This window comes from Arthrobacter cavernae, from assembly GCF_017368795.1.
In the GTDB taxonomy this organism is placed as follows: Bacteria; Actinomycetota; Actinomycetes; order Actinomycetales; family Micrococcaceae; genus Arthrobacter; species Arthrobacter cavernae.
This window is the reverse complement of record NZ_JAFNLL010000002.1, coordinates 267,349-283,912: the sequence shown is the minus strand read 5'-3', so window position 1 is coordinate 283,912 and position 16,564 is coordinate 267,349. Positions and strand designations below refer to the sequence as shown.

Here is a 16,564-nt window from a genome sequence, read left to right as displayed (position 1 = left end):
CGAAGGCGTGGAGCAGATCATGACAGTCATCGGATGTTACATGCATCATTAACTCATGAGTGTTAAGGACCGCGTTGCCCGCCACCGGGCCGCCATGCGAGCGAGGATTCCGACAGATTCAGATCTGGGTGCCGGACGCGCGAACGGACGAGTTCCGGCGTGAAGCACGGCGCCAGGCGCTGGCTGTTGCAGCTTCTGACCGGGCCGGTGACGACCAGGACTTCATAGAACAGATTTCGGAAGCCTGGCCGGAGTGAATAGAGGCGAGCTGTGGACTGTGTCAGGTGGAACATATGCGCAAAAGCCCTGGCCTGCCCTCATCATCCAGGACGATCTGTTTGAGGCCTCCGAGTCGGTGACCCTTCTGCCGTTGACGTCGCACCTGACGGATGCCCCATTGCTGAGGCTGACGGTGGATCCCGGGCAGCTGACCGGCTTGGAGCGCGTCAGCCAGATCATGATCGACAAGCTCACAACGGTGCGACGGGTCAATCTCGGGCAGCGGTTAGGAAGAATAGATTCAAAGACAATGGTTGCAGTTGAGCAATCATTGCTCGTCTTTCTGGGCCTCGGTCGCTGACTGTCGTCCGGCATCAGTCCTGGCGAGCCGCTCCAGCGCCCAGTCCCAGCGGATCAGCTCCTGCTCCAGACGTACCGCAGTTCCAAACAAGTCATCGCGCAGCCCGTCGTACAGCGCCGACTCCTCGGCGGTCAGCCGGCCCAACACACCCTTCGACGACGAGGGCTCGGTCACCCAGGCATCACGGTGAGCCAGCAGCGTGGCCTCGTCCATCAGCACGCTCACCACATGCGGGTGGACCGCGCGGAGCTGGTCCAGGATCCGGAACCCGTGGGTGTCCAGATCGCCCCAGTACAAGACCTCACAGTCCCGCAGCCACCTTGCGTCCCGCAGCGAGGAGAACCCATAACCGCCGCCATAAATTGCCAGCGTGTGCGGGCCCTCGGGGAGGGCCAGGAAGTTCACCAGGTTCTCCGTGATCACCACTTTGGCGATAGGTAGCCGCAGCGTGCTGAAGGCTTCAGCGGTCACGGTCAGGTCGCGTGCCTGGCCAAGCAGTGTCAGCTCAGGATCCAACAGGCGGAACCGGACAAGCTCGGGCGGATGCAGGAAGCCGTGCCCCGCAGCGAAGCGTGCCGCCGGCGTCCGGGCCGGCGTCAGTCCCAGCAGCGAGCCGGGCTCCGCGGTCGCGTCTGGAAGTGATTCGACAGACTCAGCGTTGTGTTCCGTATCGGCCCGCAGCCCCAGCGCCAGCTCACCGATCACCGCCCGGTGGTTCTCGATGAACTTGGTGTGCACGCCGGGAAGGCTCAACTGCCGCACGTAGATTCCGGGCTGGGGGTTGTCCTGCAGCCACAGGGCCACCAGGGCGGCCGTCAGCGCGTCGTCCCCGAGTTCCAACAGCTTGAGCGGCCGCTTCAGCACCCACGCGCGGAAGGACGGGTTCAACGAGGCCAGACCCCCGGAGAGCTCCACGAACCGGGCCGCCTCCTTCGCCTTGCCCACAAACTCAATCTCGGCCTCGGCAGACGCGAAGACAGCCGCGGCCGGCAGTTGGTTGGCCCCGACCGTGGTGCGCCCCACCTCGGCGGTTTCCAGGCCGAACGGACCCGCGGCGGCGAACAACTCAGCCGCCCACGCACGGGCCGCAGCATAATCGCGCAGGAGGCCCGCCGCCGTCGGGCGCTTCAACGGCCGACGGCGGGGGTACAGTCCGCCCGGTTCCAGCAGCTCGCGCAGCAGCGCCCCGCTGCCCCAGGCCTTCAGCGAGAGGGCGCGCAGGTCCGCAACGGTGGTCCAGCCCAGACTGCGTGCGTCACCCGGCACGCCGGTCCCGTTCCTCCCGGTATTCGGTGATGGTCATGTTGCGCAGCTGGGAGTCGTTCCCGTTACTGTTCGCGACGAAGCCCACATGTGCCACAAAGGGTTCGATCACGTGGATTTTCTGCAGCGGAGTGACGATCAGCAGCTGCAGCTTCATGCGCTGGAAGAGCTCCAGGCCGTAGCGCGCGGACTCGTCCGAGCCGCGGCCGAAGGCCTCGTCGATCACCACAAAGCGGAAACTGCGGCCCTTGGCGGCGCCCTTCGCGCCGGCCTTCGCCGTACCGCCGGCTTTCCCGGACCCGAGCCCGAACTGGAACGCCAGCGCCGCCGCCAGGATGGTGTACGCCAGCTTCTCCTTCTGCCCGCCCGACTTTCCGCCCGAGTCCGTGAAGTGCTCGAACTCCTCCCCGGTCTCGGTCCACTTTTCGGAGGCGGAGAAGGTGAACCAGTTCCGGACGTCCGTCACCTTGGCCGTCCACCGCTCGTCCAGCGCCGTGTAGCCCTCGCGTCCGCGGAACCGTTCGATCAGCCGCTCCACCTGCAGGTACTTCTGCTCCGAGTACTGCTCGTCATCGCCGATGGTCCCCTCCGAGCAGGCGCGCAGGTCCATCCCGAACTGGCGCACGTCCAGGTCCGTGGAACCCTGGTGCTCCAGCTGGATGTGCCGGCCCGAGTTGTACTCGATTCCCGCCAGCGACACATTGATTTCGCTGATCCGCTGCTCGATGTCCTGCTTGCGGCTGTCCAGGAAGGCGTTGAAGGCAACCACCTCGTGGATGGTGTTCTGCGTGAGCGACTCCTTGAACCGGGCCTCGAAGCGGGGGAGATCGTTGCTTTCCAGCTGTTCCAGCAGCCGGTTGAAGTCCCCGGCGGCCTCCAGTGACGCGTCGATCTCCACCGTCTCGTTGGGGTACTTGTGCCGGAAATCGCCCATGAGCCGCAGGGTGCGTTCGGCCGCGGTGGCGATGCGTTTGCCCAGCGCATCAATGCTGGCCGTCAACACAGATCGGACGGAGCTTTCCATGCTGCCCGTGTTCTTGTAGTTCAGCGCCTTCTCGCCGAGTGCCGTGGCGGTGAGCTGCTCGACGGCGGCCAGCACCCCGGCGTCGTCGGTCAAGGGCTGCTCGGCGAGCAGCGCACGGCATTCCTCGATCGCCTCCGCGATGTTCCTGGCCTCGTTGTTGTTCTCCCCGAGCCGTTCCCGGATCTTGTCCGACTTGGCCTCGAGGCGCTCGAGCCGCCCGGCCAGTTCCGTTTCCTTGGCAGCGAGCTGCTGCAGCACGCTGCTGGCCGACTGGAGCGCGGCCCTTTCCTCCTTGAGTTCCTCGATGCGGCGTGCGGTGAGCTGCCAGCTGATGTCCGCGTAGTCACCCGTGTTGCGCACAGTGCCGATCTGCTGGTTCTGCCGCGCCAGGGTGCCGAGGGCCGTATCCACCTTGGCCAGCTGGGCGTCGATGCTGCGGACCTTTCCGTGCACCTCATCCTGCTCGGCGAGGAAGCGGTTGATCTTGTCCTGGTTGTCCCAGCCGAGCACGTAATTGCGGCGGTCGGCCAGGTCCTTGCGGTCGTCCTTCTCATGCCTGCCGCGGCCGCCCTTCAGCTGGCCGTTGACGGTGAGCGCCCTGGGGTGGCGGCGGAACTCGTCCATGCCGGCGCAGCAGACGTAGTCGAAGCGGCCGACGAGTTCGTCAAGCAGGAAAGCCCGGAACGGGGTGCCTTGTTTGACGGCGATCTTCGCCGCCAGCGTGCCTGCCTCGGCAGTCCTGGCCTGGGCGGAGTCGCCGATCTTCAGGTACACCAGCCGGCCCCGGAGATTGTTCGAATCCACCCACGAGCTCACGGCCGGGTAGTGCTCGGCCGACACCAGCAGGGACAGCGCGAAGCCGCGCAGGGTCCGCTCCGCGGCACCCTCCCACTCGGCTTCGCCGTCGCGCACCCGCAGCAGTTCGCCCGCGTACGGCAGGGCCGTCTCCGCAATGCCGGTTCCTTCACACAGACGACGGCGGAGCTCCAGCTGGGCGAGCGGCAGCAGGGTCTGGCGCGACTTCAGGCTGCTGAGCTCGGCGTGGATCTCCGCCGCCTGCGTGGTGGACGTTTCACGCTCCACGGTCAGTGCCGTGCGGTTCCGCTGCAAATCGTTGGACAGCGAGACCAGCTCCGATTCCACCTCCGCCAGACGGTTCCGGTTGGCATCGAAAAGGACGCGGTCCTCGGGGGCGTTCAAGCCAAGATCGGCGGCCGCTTCCAGGTACTTCTCGAAGCGGGCGCGCTGGCGTTGCGATTCCTCGCCGAGCCGGGCGACGTCGGCGTCGATCGCTGCCAGCCGGCCGCCGCCGTTCGTCCGGATGTCTTCCTGGACGGCGGACAGCTCGTGGCGCAGCTGCACGATCTGGCCGCTGAGCTGGCTGCTGTCCTCGCGCAGCTTGACTCCGGTGTTCCCGAGCTCGTTCTGGTGCTCCAGGCTGAGGATCAGCTTCTGCTTGGTAAACCACGGATGCAGCTGGTCCCGCTGGGCACGGGCCAGACCATCCTCGGCGCTCAGTTTCGCATGCTGGGCCGCGCCCGACTGGATCGGCCTCAGCAGCTCGATCTGGTCCTTGGCACGCAGCACCGCGTCATGGGCCTTCTTCAGGTCATCGAAGTGGTGGATCAGGTTCCCGATGCGCTCGCTGACGTCATCGTCCTCGAGCATGTTGGTGCGCACGAACTGCGTGATGTTTTCCACTTGCTTCATGGACACCGTGCGGTGGAATAGCTCCATCGCTTGGTTCCCGCTGATGCCGAACTGCCGCTTGAACGCGGCCGCGTAGGGCTCGAAGGTGTCGTGGACGGCTACGCCGGCTGCCCGCAGCTTTTTCTTCAGCTTGACCGGGTCCTGGCCGAAGTTGGCGAAGTCCACGGCAATGGACTGATCGGACTCGGCGAGCGAGTAGAAACGGGTGGGCTGGCCGGCTTCCTGCATGGTCCAGAGCGTGATGGCCAGGGTGACGGATTTGCCCAGCACGGCATTGTGGAAGACGCCCAGCACCACGCTGAGTGTTCCCGGCTGGCGCAGGGCCACCGGTTTGGAGTGTTCGCCGCCGGTGCTGCGGGTGCTCTTGTGGAAGCCGCGGACATAGGACATCAAGGTGCGTTCGCGCTTCTGCGCGCCGGCGGCCTTGTTGTAGTCGATCTTGTGCGCAGGCAGCAGGAGCGTGGTGATCGCGTCCACCACCGTGGACTTGCCCGATCCGATGTCGCCGGTCAACAGGCTGTTGGCGCCGTCCAAACGGAAGGTCCGCACGCCCTCGTGGAACGTGCCCCAGTTGAGCAGCTCCAGGCGGTGCAGCCGGAAACCCGGCGGCAGGCCGCCGTCGGGCGCTGTTCCTCCAGCGGGACTTCCACCGGTACGGCAGGGTCCAGGCTGAACAGGCTGTCCTGAAGATCGGCGGTCACGCGCCCTCCACTTCCGTTGATTCAGTGCCCGATATCGAGGCGCCGGATGCCGCGGCGCCGGCGAGCGAAGCGCGGTAGTCGGACAGCCGCGCGTCGAACTCTTCGAGCCACTGGGCATCCACGTAGGCCTTGAGGATGCGGGCCACCTCGTAGGTGCCGGGCTGCCCGCGCATCTTGCGCAGGAATCCCAGCTCCACCACCTTCTTGATGTTGGTCCCGAGCTGGTCCAGGACGCGGGCCTCGTTGCTGGACTCGGGCAGGAACACGGACACCATGTCCGCGATCTGCTGCTCCGTCATGACCAGGCGAAGCTCGCTGGAGTTGGTGTCGAACTCCAGCATCCGCCCACGCAACAGCGCCAGCAGGAGGCTGACGTTGAAGGTGAGCTGGCGCCGCGGGATCAGCCGGGGGAGCGAGCCGTCCGCGTCCTCGCGCGACTTCAGGAACGCGTAGCCCTCCGATTCGTCCACGATCAGCTCCAGCCCCAGCACGGCCACGTAGTCGCGGACCTGCGAGACAAGGGCCAGGAGGGACTGCCACACTTTCTCGTCGTTTTCCGCGTAGAGCACGCCCTTGAACAGCCTGGTGACGACGCCGGGGAGCTCCTCAGGCGTGCGTGTCTCGTTTGCTTCTCTGGTTTCAAGGGTCATGCCGGCCTCGCAAAGATGATTTGGTCGATGGTCGCTTCCCGGATGCTGCCGTCCGCAAGAGTCCAGCTCAGCTGCTGTTGGGTTTCGGGATTGATGGTGGCCCACTCCGAGTCCGTGGCCAGTTGGTAATAGGCCACCAACTCGGCGAGCCCCTGGGACAGGGGATGCGCCCCGGTGATCTCGGCCAGCGTCGCCTGCTCCGCGTCCTCCAGCACGGCGTCGATGTTCGAGCGCAGCCGCTCCTTGTCCACATGGAACTGGCTGAAGAGGGCCCCGGCGTCAACGTCGCCGTCGTCGGCCATCACCACGTCATCCATCACCCAAACCTTCCGGCTCCCCTCGTAGAGGGGCCGCTCGAACGGCAGAGTCACGTCCACCGACGGCGCGGCCAGCTCCATGAACACCCCCGACGGCGGTGCTTGCCGGGTGGCCAGCGCACCGGATTCGACACGCCGGATCAGCTGCATGATGCGCTTGTTCTCGAGGAAGACTTTGTCGTCCAGGAGCCGGCGGAGCTGCTGCGAGAGCTGCCGGACGGTGCCTTGGGTCTGCTCGACGGCGGGCAGCCAGTCCTGGTGCAGGCCGGTCACCGCCTGGAGGTTCTCGACGCCGGCCAGCGCCTCGATCTCGGTGGCCCGCTGCAGGAGGTCCTTGAGTTCCGCGCGAAGCTGCGGCGACATGAGGTAGTCCCAGAATCCCTGGAAGGTGCGGCCCTGCAGGGAGCTGCTGATGTCCTGCTGGCTGCCGAAGATCGAGGCGAGCAGCTCGCCCTGGCTGCCCTCCCACGTGGCGATCTGCTCGCGCACCTGCCGGTCCAGTTTGCGGAAGTTCTGTTCGACTTCCCGGAAATCCGCGAGCAGGTCCTTGGCCAGGGCGGTGAGCTGCTGGAAGTGGTCCATGGCCTCGGGCGCGCTCATCACCTTGATGTTGCCGCCCCGGATGCGCTGCATCTCGGCGTCGATCTCGTCCCGCTGGCGCTGCAGCTCGGTGAGCCGGACCTCCGGGTCCGCCTCCGATTGCTGCACCAGGGTCTTGAGGACCGTGAAGATGCTGCTGAGCCGGGACTGGGTGGCCACGAAGTCCCGGCCGCGCAGGCTTTCCACCCAGCGGACCACATTCTCCGCGGCGGGGGTGAGGTCGTAGCGGGGCTCGTCCTGGCCGGGCAGGTAGTACTTCCGGAGCCAGGACCGTTCCGGTGCCGCCCAGTCGTCCAGGTATTCGCTCGCTTGGCGGGGGAACTTTTCCTCGCCGTAGCTCTCCCTGAGCCCGAAGAGGACGTCGTCCAGAATATCGATGAGGTGCTGGCGGCCGAGGTTTCGCTGATTGGGCCCGGTGAAGGCGGCCATGAAAAAACAAACAGCCAGGGGCGCATTTTGGGCTCGGAGGAGCGCCCATCCTGCATGGTTCTCACGCAGGGCGTTGATTGCGTAGTAGTCCATCCGGTCCTTTGTTGCACGGTGCCAGGGCCCGAACGCGGTGCTCAACCCGGGTTCCTCCATGATATTGGCCTGCGTCGAATGGCCATGACTCGCCGCGTGGAACGAAAATTCGCACAGATACTAGCCATCCGGCAAAACCTCTGTATGCTTGTAGCTGTTGTTGTGTTTGGCATTTGGTAGTTCAGGCAGTTCCCGCGGTTCCTTGAAGCGCGACCTTCTGAAGTAACGGTGGAGAACACCCCACACCGGAGGCCCGACAGTCGGGACAACCTCCACCTTCAGTAAGGACTGAAAAAATGGCTACAGGTACCGTCAAGTGGTTCAACTCCGAAAAGGGCTTCGGCTTCATCTCTCCTGAAGATGGCAGCCAGGACGTTTTCGCTCACTACTCCGCCATCAACTCCTCGGGCTACCGCTCCCTCGAAGAGAACCAGAAGGTTTCCTTCGACGTCGAGCAGGGCCCCAAGGGTCCCCAGGCAGTAAACATCCAGGCCATCTAGGTTTCGGATTTTCAAAGGAAGGGCCGGTCATTGACCGGCCCTTCCGGCGTTTAACCACCACGGGTGAAGAACGACGGCGATTCCCCGAGCCTGGCTTGGAGGCATGCCCGGATCTGGCATGATTGCCGTCATGGATGAACCCGGCAACGTTCCCGCCTTCGACCTCCGCATCACCATCGCCGGTACCGACCCGGAGATCTGGCGGAGACTGCTCTTGCCCGAGTCGGTCACCATCCCCGAACTCCATGAGGCGATCCAGAAAGCCTTCGGCTGGCAGGACTACCACCTCTACGGCATCAGGACCGTTGACCGCAAAGGCCAGCCCCGCGTGATCGTCGGCACGGAAGAAGCGGCCGACGAGCTCGGAGCGGAAGCTGCCGCCGGCGTCGTACTCTCCGAACTGATCGACCCATCAGCGGCAGGCACCTCCAAGCTCGAATACGAATACGACTTCGGCGACTCCTGGATCCACGAGATCGAACAGCTGGGCCCCGCGGAAATCCCGCAAGGAAGCATCCAGTGCGTCGACGGTGCCATGAGGGGGCCCGTAGAGGACTCCGGCGGCATCGGCGGCTACGCGGACCTGGTCTCGAAGCTGGGCGATCCCGAGTACCGGGACCATGACGGCGCCGCCGAGTGGCTTGAAGGCATGACCGGCGAACCGGCCTCGGACTTCGATCCCGCAGCCTTCAGCCTGGAGGCTATCAACACGCAACTGGCGCAGCTGGCCAGGCGGCTCTGGCCCGGGCCGGTGAGTGCGGAGGACATCCACACCGTCCTGAGGCCCGTCCAGTGGTTCCTGGACGAGGCCTCGCCCGCCGGCCTCGAGCTGACGAAAGACGGCTACCTGAAGCCCGCCATCGTCAAGGCCGCGATGACCGCCCTCGGGTGGGACGAGGACTGGCCCGGCACCGCCCGCCAGGAGATCCACGCGCGTCCGGTGCTGGCACTGCGTGAACAACTTCAAGAGTGGAAGCTGCTGCGAAAGTTCAAGGGACGGCTCGTCCTCACGCCATCAGGCCGCAGGGTCGGCAAGGACCCGCAAGCCCTCTGGGACTATGTTGCGGACCGATTGGCCAACCCCGAGGCGGCTGCCGTCAAACTGGCAACACGGCTGGCAGTGCATTGGCTCGTGGAGGGGCTGGCGCTGTCCTACGACAAGCGTCAGCGGCTGCTCCAGGAGGCACTGAACCGTGCCGGTTTCCGCATGCCGGGTGGCGGCGACGTGCCGCTGGATGCGGCGTCGGATGTGGACTTCGGCGTCCGCTCGAGCTTGCGCTCCTTGGAACTGACGGACACCCGCTGGCAGCAGGGACCGGAAGTCACCGACGCCGGCCTGAAGTTCCTGCTGGATGTGCAGCGCCGGCTGGCGGACGGGGGCGCATAGGCGGTCTGAACGTGCGCCTTTCGATGGTTGCGGAGTTATCCACATAGGGCAATTGGCCGCTGTCGGCCGGTAGAGCGGCTCCGTAGCGTGATGGCAAGACCACCACGTAGGGAGAACCATGAACCGGACCGCTGCCGCCTTGACCATCGCCGGACTGCTTGCCGTTGCCGGATGCGCCGTGCCCCCGGAGTCGGACCGCGCCACCGGAACTGCTCCCTCTCAGCAGCCAACGCCCGAGGCCGAGGTCGGGGCCGAGCCCGCCACAAGGCCTTCGGGCGAGCAAGCTGCGGAGATGACCGCCCAGGAGGTTTGTCTCGCGTGGCGTGATGGGATCAAGGCCGCCTCCAACCCTGCCACGGCAACGGAGGAGGACAGCCGAAGAATGGTCTCAGCCACCGGCGCCGCGCCCGAAGAAATACGAAGAGAGGCTTCGGAAGCACTTCAGGTGGTGCTCTACCGCGCGGTAGCGGGGAACCCGGCACAGGTGCAGGACGGAGAAGTCCAAATTCTCGAAGCCCTCCACCGCGCCTGTGCAAAGACCGGTGTGGAGATCTACCGATGACCAGCCGAGCCATCTTGAAGAGACTGCTGATCGCCATGGCCCTCGGCGCATGCATTGCGTTGACGGCATGCGGCCCCTCCGCCTCGGCAGGGACGGAGGTCCAGATGCCGTCCGCCAGCGAGGCGCTGACCGCCGAAGCCAGCACCGAAGCCGTGACCGAGGAAATCCGTCCGGCCTGTGCCAGCACGCCAGGCAGCAACGCGGACCCGCTCTGCGGCGTTGTCGGGCCGGAATGCGGCCCGGGGGAGACGCTCCTTCAGCTGTACAAGGTGACGACGGCGACGGGCGCCTCCGTGCCCACCAGCGAACCGTTCTGCGGCATAGAGTCGGTCGGAGCCGCCGGGCGGCTCAGCGGGGAGTCACCACGCCGCGTGCCGATTGCGCCGGGCGATATCCGTTCGACGGCGGGACCTCGGTGATGGTGCGGGCTGCGGCCGGTTCCTTGGCAGCGGCCGCGCTGGTAGCGGGCTGGTGGCTGTCGGTTGCCTCCACCGCAGCGGCAGAGCCCGTTCCCAGGCCACGTACCGTCCAGCCGGCCGTCCGCCAGGCCTCGGCGTCCAGGACATTCCGTGCGTCCAGCACCATCCGGCGCCGTACCAGCCCTGCGACGGCCGTGGGCGAAAGGTCACGGTATTCGTCCCACTCGGTCAAGAGCAGGACCAGCTCCGCGCCCTCCAGGGCCCGCGTGGTGGAGGCTTCGAAGCGGAGCTGGGGGTACCTCATCCAAGCGTTGTTGATGGCCTTGGGGTCCGTCACCGTAACGTGGGCTCCGGCTGCCGCCAATTGGAGGGCCACATCCAAAGCGGGGGAGTCGCGGATATCGTCCGTGTCCGGCTTGAAGGCCGCACCCAGCACAGTCACGGTGCGTCCGGCCAGGAAACCGCGGCACATATCGCGGGCCACCTCAACCGTCCGCGAGCGCTGGTCGAGATTGATCGAATCCACCACACCCATCCACTCGTCCACAGACGGAACGGACAGTGCGCGCGCCTGGGCCCGGAAAGAACGGACGTCCTTGGGCAGGCACCCACCGCCGAAGCCCAGCCCGGCGTGCAGGTACCGGTTTCCGATCCGCGGGTCCAGGCCCATGGCTTCGCTGAGCTCAGTGACATCGGCGCCGGACGCATCGCACAACTCGGCCATGGCGTTGATGAAGCTGAGCTTCGTGGCGAGGAAAGCATTCGACGCCGATTTGATCAGCTCGGCCGTCGCGAAGTTGCAGACCAACCGGGGAATGCCGGCCAGGACCAGAGGCTCGTAGACCGCGTCAAGGACCGCGGTGACCGGGGCACCGGCAGCGGCGCCCTTGCCGCCCGGGACGCCGTAGACGAAGCGGTCGGGAACCAGGGAATCCTTGACCGCCGTGCCCTGGCGCAGGAACTCGGGGTTCCAGCCGAGTAGCACATCGGAGCGGCGCGAGAGAAGGCTGCGCAGGATCTCCACCGTCCCCACGGGAACAGTGGACTTGCCGACGACGGCGGCACCTTTCGCCATGTGGGGGAGGAGGCTCTTCGTGGCCGCGACGAGGTAGGACAGGTCGGCGGTGTCCGAGGTCTTGGACTGCGGCGTGCCGACGCAGAGGAAATGGACCTGGGCATCGGCGGCATCGGCGAAGTCGGTCGAGAAGCTCAGCCGGCCCGTGGTGAAGCCGTCACGGAGCAGCTCGTCCAGGCCCGGCTCGTGGAAAGGAGCGAAACCCTTGTTCAAGTGGGCAACCTTGGCGGCATCCACGTCGATGCCCACCACGCTGTGGCCCATGGACGCGAGGGTGGCCGCATGGACGGCCCCAAGGTAACCGCAGCCGATGACGGAGATTTTCATGAAACGGGTCCTTTGCTTGAAGTCAGTGTGGTGTTTGAAGGGCCGGCCGGCTCAACCACGGCCCGGCCTGCCATCACGTCCTCGTAGTGCCGCACCAGGTTGGCGCTCAGCGCGGGCCACGTCCGGCCCTGGACCGAGGCGGCAGCCGTCGCGGCGAACGCGCGGCGCTTGGCGTCGTCGCCCATCAGGTCCTCCACGTAGCCGCGCAGCTGGGCCAGGTTCCCCGGTTCGAACAGCCAGCCGGTGCGCGAGTTCTCCACCAGGTCCAGGGGACCGCCACGGCCGGTCGCCACCACAGGAACACCTGAAGCCATGGCTTCCTGGATGGTCTGGCAGAAGGTCTCGAACTCGCCGGGATGGACGAACAGATCGAAGGAGGCCACAGCCTGGGCGAGATCGTCGCCGCTGAGGAACCCCGTGAAGACGGCGTTGGGCAGTGCCGCTTCGAGCGCAGCCCGCTGGGGACCGTCACCCACGATGACAAGGCGGGTTCCCGGCAGATCGGCAAGCACGGCGAGATCCTCCACCTGCTTTTCGATGGCCAGCCGGCCGACATAGCCGATGATGCGCTCGCCGTCGGGCGCCACGGTGGCTCGCCACGCCGTCGAGCGTTTTGCGGGGTTGAAGCGGGCAGTGTCCACACCGCGGCGCCACATGTCCACGCGCAGGATGCCGCGGCCGCGCAACTGGTTCAGCGCAAACGTGGACGGCACCAGGGTCCGGTTGGCCAGCAGGTGGATGTTGTCCACCCTGTTCCAGGCCCAGTTCTCCAGGAACGGGACCCCGTACCGGGCTGCGTAGCTGGGGATTTCGGTCTGGTAGATGGCCACCGTGGGGATTCCGAGCTGGTGCGCCGCCTGCACGGCCCGCCAGCCCAGGACGAACGGTGATGCGAGGTGGACCACGTCCGGTGCGTAATCGGCAAGGATTCTCTTGACCCGGTTCACACCGCCCAACGCCACCCGCACATTCGTGTATCCGGCCAGCGGCACGGAAGGGAGGCGGTACACGTACGCGCCATTCACAACGTCCGAAACAGCAGTGTCCGACGTCGACGGCGCAATCACCATCACCTCGTCCCCGCGGTCCTGCAGATGCTCCAGCACCCGCAGGATGGAGTGGGTTACCCCGTTCATGAGCGGCAGGAATGATTCGGCGACGATTGCGATCCTCACCCCTCCACGGTGTGGTCCGCGGTTGGCGGTGCGGGGGAATGGGTGTGACGCCCGGGGGAAGCTTGGGTAAACAGATGGGCGGGAGTCAGCCGCCTTGCCTACCCCCTCAAAACCTCCGGCAGCTCATCCACGTACACGGTCTGCGGCGGCTCGAAGTAGATCACCAGCACCTTGTCGCCCACCGGAAACTCGCTCGCCCCGTCGAAGGGGTAGGCAAAGAAGGCACTGGTGCCTCCGTGATAGGCGAGCATCACCTCGCCGATGGTGCCCGGCCCGATGCGCCCCGTCACTCGGCCGATCTTGCCGGTGAGGCTGCGGTCCACGTTCCTATGCATCGGGGGCTTTCGTCGGCCGTTTAGGGGCTTCCTTCCCGCCCCGGAGCGCGGCCGCAAGCGAAGGCAGGAAGTTCCCTACCTGGGACAGGATCCCGCCCACCATGTTGTTCAGGCCCTCGCCGCCGTTGAGGACGGTCAGCTGCCCCACATGCGCAAACGGCTCGGCTGCAGCCGCGACAATCGCCGGCATGTTCTCGGCCAACTGCTGTGAAATGACGGCGTCCTGATTCGTTTCGAGCGCTTCGCCGCGGGCCTTGATGCCGTCCGCTTCCGCAAGGGCCTTGGCCTTGACGGCGGACGCGGCGGCGTCTCCTCGCGCTTTGGTAGCTGCTGCCTCGGCTTCGCCAGTCACCCGGGTGGCTCCTGCCATGGCGGCCGCAGCGGTGGCGCTGGCCTGCGCCTCGACTTCCACGCGCCTGGCATTGGCTTGCGCCTCGAGTTCGGTGCGCCTGGCGCGGGCCTCGGCGGCGCTGATGTCTGCAGACTTCTGGGCTTCCGCTTCCGTGCGCTGGGCGTACGCCTTGGCATCCGCGGGCTTGCGGATGGTGGTCTGGAGCTTTTGCTCCTCACGGGCCGCCTCCAGCTTCGCTACTTCCGTCTCCTGGACCACCACTTGCTGGCGGGCCGTGGCATCGGCGAGCGGGCCGGCCTGCGCCGCGTTCGCCCGGGCCCTCTCTGCGTTGGCCTGCGCCGCCGACTGCTTGATGGCCGAAATGCTCTGGGCATCCGCAATCATTGCCGCTGCCTCGGCTTCCTTCTCGGCGGCCTCACGGTTGCGGGTGGCCTCGGCGACGCGGGCCTCCATCTTCACCTGGGCAATGTGCGGCTTGGCCAGGTTCTGGATGTAGCCAGTGGGGTCTTGAAGGTCCTTGATCTGAAGCGAATCGACTACCAGGCCGAGCTTCTCCATTTCCACGCCGCTGGCGCTGCGAACCAGCGAAGCTAGTTTGTCGCGCTCACGGATGATCTCTTCGACGGTCATGCTGCCAATGATTGAGCGCAAATGTCCTTCGAAGACGTTGTACACCTGGCTTTCCATTTTGGGTTGCTGTCCCAGGAATCTCCGGGCGGCATTCGCAATGAAAGGAGGGGCATCACCGATTTTGTAAATGACGACGCCCTCGACAATCACCTGGATTCCCTGCGAGGTAACACACGAAACTTTGAGCTCCGTTTCGTTCAAGGTCAGGGCCAACATTCTCACGGTCTGAAGCCCCGGGACCACCAGGGCTCCCTTCCCCGTTACGATCTTGAAGTCCATTCCATCGGCATTTTCAAGCGTCGCCCGGGTCAGGCCCGAAATAATCAGCGCCTCGTTCGGCTCGGCCACCTTCCACATCGCCTTGGTTGCCAGCCATATGAATCCGACAACAACAACGACGCCGAGAATCGCCGCGATGAGCGGAAAGAAAGCCGAGAGCTCGTCCATGTGACCCAGTCCCTTCAGACGTTGTGAACCGGCGGCACTGGTTGACCCGTAGGCCAATCGCCCGTTCGTGTACACAGTCTTGTTCTGCCGGGGCTGGAAATCCAGCAATTTTGCGTGCAATCTGCGCGGCAGCCGTCCGGCGAAAGACCACACGGCTCGAAGGGCAAACGCGCGGCAGGATGCAGACATGAATTGACCTGAATTGTCCGTATGCTGAAGTTCAGGAACCCCAACGCAGAGGACCAGCCATGACCGCGGCAGACCCCACCATCAGCACAGTTCCGGACGGCTACTCCAGCGTCAGCCCTTGGCTCATCACCCGGGACACCAAGGCCCTCTTCGAATTCATCTCCGTGGCATTCGGCGCGCAGGAGATCGACCGCGTGGTGGGCGAGGACGGAACCATCGGGCACGCGGAAGCGCGCCTCGGCGATTCAGTAGTCCTCGCCTTCGACGCCCGGCCGCATTGGCCCGCCACGCCGTCGTACCTTCGCGTGTACGTCGACGACGCCGATGCCGCCTTCCACGCCGCCCTCTCCGCGGGTGCCACCACAGTTTCGGTGCTGGACAACAGCGCCTGGGGCGACCGCGGCGCGCGCATCCAGGACCCGCTGGGGAATGTCTGGTGGATCATGTCCCACATGGAGGACGTCAGCGAGGAAGAGGCCGGCCGCCGCTGGCAGGCTCCGGAATACGCTGCGGGCATGGAGTACGCCATCGACTCCCTCCACCGGCACATGACGGGCCAGCCGAACAACCCGGACGACGGTCCCGAACTGGTCCGCACGATGGCTCCAATCAAACGGGCGGCGGGAGTCACCGCGGTCCCGGCGGGCTACCGCTCAGTTGAACCCTGGATCATCTCCCACAGCACCGCAGGCGTCCTCGACTTCATCACCGCGGCCTTCGGCGCCCAGGAGGCCTTCCGCGTTCCCATGGAGGACGGATCGATCGGGCACGCAGAGGCCCGCATCGGCGATTCCAACGTCCTCGCGTTCGACTCCCGCCGGGACTGGCCCCCGACGCCGGCGTTTCTCCGCGTCTACGTCGACGACGGCGACGCCACCTTTGCGGCTGCGCTTGCCGCGGGTGCCACGGCGGTGACGAACATGACGGAGATGTTTTGGGGAGAAAAGGTGGGCCGGGTCCGGGATCCCTTCGGGAACCTCTGGTGGATCCACTGCCGGGTCGCGGCACTGAGCGAAGAAGAAGCCTACGCGCGGGCCGGCCAGCCGGAGTTCATCAAGGCCATGGAGTACGTGACCAGCGCCGAGCTTGTGGTGCCGGACCGCTGAACCCGGCCACCCGCCGTCGGGCACTCACCATAAGGCAAACCGCCGGACACAAAGAAGGCTGGCGCAGCCCCCTGCAAATTTGTCAGCAGGACTGCACCAGCCACTGGTTACGACTATTCAGAATCGCTGTGAGTCTCATCCATTGGCCGCTCCTGGAATCCCGGTCTGCCTTGATCCGGGTCTATTTCTTCTCGTCAGCCAGATGCCGTGAAAACATCCAGCCGGCGGCGATCATCAGAACGCCCAGTACCATGTGCGTCCAGTTGCCAGCAGCGTTCAGCGACAGGAAGTTGGCCGCCGAATCCACTGGGACACTGAGTCCGTACACGCTGAGCACGATGTACAGGGCCCCGAAGGCCATCAGGAAATTCCGCGCGCCCGTCCCGGTGCGGGACATGGCCCAGCCTGTTGCGCCGATGGCCAGCTGCACAATGTTGAGCAGCATGGACACCTGGAACAGTCCCAGGAACATTGCGTGCGAATCAGGCCCGAGGAACTGCAATTCCCCGTACTGCATGGTGATGCCCGGAACGAATCCGAGAACACCCACCACGATCATCAGAATACCTACGCCCATGCCGACGTTCTGGATGTCGAGACGTCCGAAGTGAACGCCGTGTGCATGTGGAGCTGCGGTAGACATGTGTACCCTCCATCCACCTATTGCGAACACTCCAATTTTACGTCTGCTTT

General features: G+C 65.5%; 16 protein-coding genes. 7 read left to right on the top strand and 9 right to left on the bottom strand.

Annotated elements, in window-relative coordinates; translation table 11 throughout:
• Positions 1 to 59: 59 nt before the first annotated feature.
• A complete protein-coding gene (locus tag J1902_RS01260; RefSeq protein ID WP_307794340.1) occupies positions 60 to 257 on the top strand; it encodes an antitoxin MazE-like protein in 198 nt (65 codons plus the stop codon).
• Entirely contained in the window at positions 254 to 580 is a 327-nt protein-coding gene (locus J1902_RS01255; protein WP_207614368.1) for a type II toxin-antitoxin system PemK/MazF family toxin, read from the top strand. Before J1902_RS01260 ends, J1902_RS01255 begins: the two co-directional genes overlap by 4 nt.
• Here J1902_RS01255 and J1902_RS01250 read toward each other — a convergent pair.
• From J1902_RS01250 to J1902_RS01240, 4 genes are all read right to left on the bottom strand, one after another.
• The gene (locus J1902_RS01250) at positions 548 to 1,846 is read right to left on the bottom strand and encodes a Wadjet anti-phage system protein JetD domain-containing protein (RefSeq protein ID WP_207614367.1); all 1,299 of its coding nucleotides are present in this window, start codon (positions 1,844 to 1,846) and stop codon (positions 548 to 550) included. The two genes, J1902_RS01255 and J1902_RS01250, sit on opposite strands and share 33 nt — an antisense overlap.
• Positions 1,836 to 5,162: an ATP-binding protein gene (locus tag J1902_RS01245; protein ID WP_278253581.1), complete on the bottom strand. Its 3,327-nt coding sequence runs from the start codon at positions 5,160 to 5,162 to the stop codon at positions 1,836 to 1,838. Before J1902_RS01245 ends, J1902_RS01250 begins: the two co-directional genes overlap by 11 nt.
• Positions 5,163 to 5,274: 112 nt before the next feature.
• Entirely contained in the window at positions 5,275 to 5,928 is a 654-nt protein-coding gene (locus tag J1902_RS19205) for a DUF4194 domain-containing protein (protein ID WP_242701423.1), read from the bottom strand.
• On the bottom strand, positions 5,925 to 7,367 hold the full coding sequence (locus tag J1902_RS01240) for a DUF3375 domain-containing protein (RefSeq protein WP_207614365.1): 1,443 nt from the start codon (positions 7,365 to 7,367) through the stop codon (positions 5,925 to 5,927). Before J1902_RS01240 ends, J1902_RS19205 begins: the two co-directional genes overlap by 4 nt.
• Positions 7,368 to 7,663: 296 nt before the next feature.
• Between J1902_RS01240 and cspE the strand changes: the two genes are divergently transcribed.
• From cspE to J1902_RS01220, 4 genes are all read left to right on the top strand, one after another.
• Positions 7,664 to 7,867 carry a transcription antiterminator/RNA stability regulator CspE gene (gene cspE / locus J1902_RS01235; protein ID WP_011773907.1) on the top strand — a complete coding sequence of 68 codons (204 nt, stop codon included), beginning with the start codon at positions 7,664 to 7,666 and terminating at the stop codon, positions 7,865 to 7,867.
• 103 nt (positions 7,868 to 7,970) lie between these two features.
• Positions 7,971 to 9,254 carry a plasmid pRiA4b ORF-3 family protein gene (locus J1902_RS01230; protein WP_207614364.1) on the top strand — a complete coding sequence of 428 codons (1,284 nt, stop codon included), beginning with the start codon at positions 7,971 to 7,973 and terminating at the stop codon, positions 9,252 to 9,254.
• Positions 9,255 to 9,372: 118 nt separating this feature from the next.
• Positions 9,373 to 9,816 carry a hypothetical protein gene (locus J1902_RS01225; RefSeq protein ID WP_207614363.1) on the top strand — a complete coding sequence of 148 codons (444 nt, stop codon included), beginning with the start codon at positions 9,373 to 9,375 and terminating at the stop codon, positions 9,814 to 9,816.
• The gene (locus J1902_RS01220) at positions 9,813 to 10,235 is read left to right on the top strand and encodes a hypothetical protein (RefSeq protein WP_207614362.1); all 423 of its coding nucleotides are present in this window, start codon (positions 9,813 to 9,815) and stop codon (positions 10,233 to 10,235) included. The genes J1902_RS01225 and J1902_RS01220 overlap by 4 nt, the downstream gene beginning before the upstream one ends.
• On the opposite strand, the gene J1902_RS01215 is transcribed toward J1902_RS01220, so the two are convergent.
• From J1902_RS01215 to J1902_RS01200, 4 genes are all read right to left on the bottom strand, one after another.
• On the bottom strand, positions 10,165 to 11,637 hold the full coding sequence (locus tag J1902_RS01215; protein WP_207614361.1) for a UDP-glucose dehydrogenase family protein: 1,473 nt from the start codon (positions 11,635 to 11,637) through the stop codon (positions 10,165 to 10,167). The genes J1902_RS01220 and J1902_RS01215 overlap by 71 nt on opposite strands.
• A complete protein-coding gene (locus tag J1902_RS01210) occupies positions 11,634 to 12,812 on the bottom strand; it encodes a glycosyltransferase family 4 protein (protein ID WP_207614360.1) in 1,179 nt (392 codons plus the stop codon). Before J1902_RS01210 ends, J1902_RS01215 begins: the two co-directional genes overlap by 4 nt.
• Before the next feature lie 98 nt (positions 12,813 to 12,910).
• Positions 12,911 to 13,135: an NfeD C-terminal domain-containing protein gene (locus J1902_RS01205; RefSeq protein WP_504739359.1), complete on the bottom strand. Its 225-nt coding sequence runs from the start codon at positions 13,133 to 13,135 to the stop codon at positions 12,911 to 12,913.
• A gap of 4 nt (positions 13,136 to 13,139) precedes the next feature.
• On the bottom strand, positions 13,140 to 14,576 hold the full coding sequence (locus tag J1902_RS01200) for a flotillin family protein (RefSeq protein WP_207614358.1): 1,437 nt from the start codon (positions 14,574 to 14,576) through the stop codon (positions 13,140 to 13,142).
• Positions 14,577 to 14,824: 248 nt separating this feature from the next.
• Between J1902_RS01200 and J1902_RS01195 the strand changes: the two genes are divergently transcribed.
• A complete protein-coding gene (locus tag J1902_RS01195; RefSeq protein WP_207614357.1) occupies positions 14,825 to 15,871 on the top strand; it encodes a VOC family protein in 1,047 nt (348 codons plus the stop codon).
• 181 nt (positions 15,872 to 16,052) lie between these two features.
• Here the strand turns inward: J1902_RS01195 and J1902_RS01190 are convergent, their stop codons facing one another.
• Positions 16,053 to 16,514, bottom strand: coding sequence for a DUF4383 domain-containing protein (locus tag J1902_RS01190; RefSeq protein WP_207614356.1), 462 nt, complete (start codon positions 16,512 to 16,514; stop codon positions 16,053 to 16,055).
• Positions 16,515 to 16,564 lie beyond the last annotated feature (50 nt).

Bases quoted from the DNA above. Each gene is read 5' to 3' on its own strand.
- J1902_RS19205 (WP_242701423.1), bottom strand. From the start codon at position 5,928: ATGACCCTTGAAACCAGAGAAGCAAACGAGACACGCACGCCTGAGGAG.
- J1902_RS01240 (WP_207614365.1), bottom strand. From the start codon at position 7,367: ATGGACTACTACGCAATCAACGCCCTGCGTGAGAACCATGCAGGATGG.
- cspE (WP_011773907.1), top strand. From the start codon at position 7,664: ATGGCTACAGGTACCGTCAAGTGGTTCAACTCCGAAAAGGGCTTCGGC.
- J1902_RS01230 (WP_207614364.1), top strand. From the start codon at position 7,971: ATGCCCGGATCTGGCATGATTGCCGTCATGGATGAACCCGGCAACGTT.
- J1902_RS01225 (WP_207614363.1), top strand. From the start codon at position 9,373: ATGAACCGGACCGCTGCCGCCTTGACCATCGCCGGACTGCTTGCCGTT.
- J1902_RS01220 (WP_207614362.1), top strand. From the start codon at position 9,813: ATGACCAGCCGAGCCATCTTGAAGAGACTGCTGATCGCCATGGCCCTC.
- J1902_RS01215 (WP_207614361.1), bottom strand. From the start codon at position 11,637: ATGAAAATCTCCGTCATCGGCTGCGGTTACCTTGGGGCCGTCCATGCG.
- J1902_RS01200 (WP_207614358.1), bottom strand. From the start codon at position 14,576: ATGGACGAGCTCTCGGCTTTCTTTCCGCTCATCGCGGCGATTCTCGGC.
- J1902_RS01195 (WP_207614357.1), top strand. From the start codon at position 14,825: ATGACCGCGGCAGACCCCACCATCAGCACAGTTCCGGACGGCTACTCC.
- J1902_RS01190 (WP_207614356.1), bottom strand. From the start codon at position 16,514: ATGTCTACCGCAGCTCCACATGCACACGGCGTTCACTTCGGACGTCTC.